This window comes from Novosphingobium sp. UBA1939, assembly GCF_002336885.1.
Taxonomy (GTDB): domain Bacteria; phylum Pseudomonadota; class Alphaproteobacteria; order Sphingomonadales; family Sphingomonadaceae; genus Novosphingobium.
This window is the reverse complement of sequence record NZ_DDFB01000075.1, coordinates 3,853-5,822: the sequence shown is the minus strand read 5'-3', so window position 1 is coordinate 5,822 and position 1,970 is coordinate 3,853. Positions and strand designations below refer to the sequence as shown.

1 protein-coding gene is annotated in these 1,970 nt (G+C 66.8%); it reads left to right on the top strand.

Features of this window, described 5'->3' with window-relative positions; translation table 11 throughout:
• Positions 1-1,260 precede the first annotated feature (1,260 nt).
• The coding region (locus B3547_RS10795; RefSeq protein WP_292962971.1) for an ATP-dependent metallopeptidase FtsH/Yme1/Tma family protein at positions 1,261-1,970 on the top strand (710 nt) is incomplete at its 3' end.

The window sequence follows — 1,970 nt, the reverse complement described above, 5'->3', positions numbered from 1 at the left end:
ATCGCCACGCTGGCCGGCGTGCGCGGTGAAGGCCGGGGCGCGGAGTGGCGCTTCACCCGCGCCGCGCCCCATCGCGGCGGGGATAAATGACTCTCCCGCAAGGAGAATTGCCTTTCCGATGCGTCGGAGAGTAATCTGCGTCACAGCATCGGCTGGTCTGCTTCGTCCATGAACCGGCCATGTTGCGATTTCCGATTCGGGGGCCTTCGATGAACAAGCTTATTCCGTCCGTTGTCCTGCTGTCGTTGCTGACAACGCCCGCCTACGCCGAGCCGAAGCAGGCCAAGCCGTCCAATGCCGAGCAGCTTCAGCGGCAGGCGGCGAACGACGTGCCGCATTGCGCGCGCAAGCTGGGCACGATCTCGATCGTCGATGGCGANNTCCAAGCTGCTGAAGGTGCTGGTGCAGCGTTCGGGCTGCTTCAACCTGGTCGATCGCGGCACCGGGTTGAGCGCGGCGCAGCGCGAGCGCGACATCGGCGCCAACCTGGGCCACCAGCGCGGATCGAACGTCGGCCAGAACCAGATCCGCGCGGCGGATTACGTGCTGGTCGCCGAAGTGCAGGGCGCCAACCGCAATTCGCAGGGCAGCGGCGCGGCAGGCGCGGTCGGCGGCCTGTTCGGCGGAGCGGTCGGCGGCTTGCTGGGTGGCATCAAGAGCCGGAAGCTGGAAGCCAACACGGTGCTGTCGGTCACCAATGTCCGCACTACCGAAACCATCGCCACGGTCGAAGGCTATGCGGCCAAGAACGACATCAGCTTCGGCGCCGGCGGTGGCTTCTTCGGCGGCGTGGGCGCGGGCGTGGTCGGCGGCGGGTACGACAACACCGATATCGGCCGGATCGTCACGCTGGCGTTCATCGATGCCTACAGCAAGCTGGTGACCGAACTGGGCGGCGTCCAGGCCGGGTCAGCGGGAACGGCCGAGGCCGCGCCGACGCGCAGCTTCACCGCGTTTGCCCCGGTCACGATGCGGCGCACGCCGGCGGCGGCGGGCGCGGTCGTCCGCACGCTTCCCCCCGGCTCGATCGTGTTCCCCACCGGCAACAAGCAGGGGCTGTGGTGGGAAGTGGCCGACGAGAACGACAACGTGGGCTGGGTGCTGAACACCAAGTTGCAGCCTTCGCAGTAAGCCGGGCGACGAAGGGCGGGCAGGCGACTACCGGAAATTCGGACCTTCGGTTATATTGCTATTCACCCTCGCGCTCCTACATTGACGGGAGCGCAGGCGGGACGAGTCCGCCCATTCGAAGGCATTGCGATGAACGACGACCAGCCGCAGGGTAATCCGTGGATCAAGAGCCTCCTTGTCTGGGGCGGCATTTTCCTGGCGCTCCTGCTCGTGGTGTCGATGTTCGGCGCGCGGACCGACAGCGGCGGCACGCTGATCCGCTATTCCGATTTCCGCGCGCGTGTGGCCGAAGGCGCGGTGCGCGAGGTGCAGATCGGGCAGGACCGCATCACCGGCACGCTCAAGAACGACCAGCAGTTCGCGACCATCCCGGTTCCGGGCGACAACGACCTGCCCAAGCTGCTGCAGGACAACGGCGTGCAATACGCCGGCAAGGCGCAGGAAGAACCCAACCTGCTGCTCTATATCCTGGCCCAGTCGCTGCCGTTCCTGCTGATCCTGGGCGTGGCGTTCTTCGCGCTGCGCCAGGTGCAGAAGGGCGGCGGATCGGGCGCGATGGGCTTCGGCAAGTCCAAGGCCAAGATGCTGACCGAGCGTTCGGGCCGGGTCACCTTCGATGACGTGGCCGGCATCGACGAGGCGCGCGAGGAACTGCAGGAAATCGTCGAATTCCTGCGCGATCCCAGCCGCTTTTCCAAGCTCGGTGGCCAGATTCCCAAGGGCGCGCTGCTGGTCGGCTCGCCCGGCACGGGCAAGACCCTGCTGGCCCGCGCGATCGCGGGCGAGGCGGGCGTGCCGTTCTTCACCATTTCGGGCTCGGACTTCGTCGAGATGTTCGT